Here is a 243-nt window from a genome sequence, read left to right as displayed (position 1 = left end):
CCTAAGTCGTTTCCATCACAGTATTATCAGCACTTCTACAACTAAAAGATTTTACTTTTACATAAGACATACCCTTTAAGGATTTTGACCAACTTCGAGAATCATATTTAAAATTACTTGTTCTCCAAACACCTAATTCACTAACAATAATAACTTCATCATTATTAAAAGGATTCATCATGATTGCTTTTACAGGAATATCTGGAAAATTACCTTCTTTTTCTTCCCAGTTAGCACCACCAT

1 protein-coding gene is annotated in these 243 nt (G+C 31.3%); it reads right to left on the bottom strand.

Annotated elements, in window-relative coordinates; translation table 11 throughout:
• Position 1 precedes the first annotated feature (1 nt).
• On the bottom strand, positions 2 to 243 hold a 242-nt coding region (locus ACEWL1_RS12190), incomplete at its 5' end, for a hypothetical protein (RefSeq protein WP_409233570.1).

The organism is Polaribacter gochangensis (assembly GCF_046224025.1).
GTDB lineage: Bacteria > Bacteroidota > Bacteroidia > Flavobacteriales > Flavobacteriaceae > Polaribacter > Polaribacter gochangensis.
Note: the sequence above shows the minus strand (reverse complement) of the source record. Positions and strands in the feature narration are given on the sequence as shown.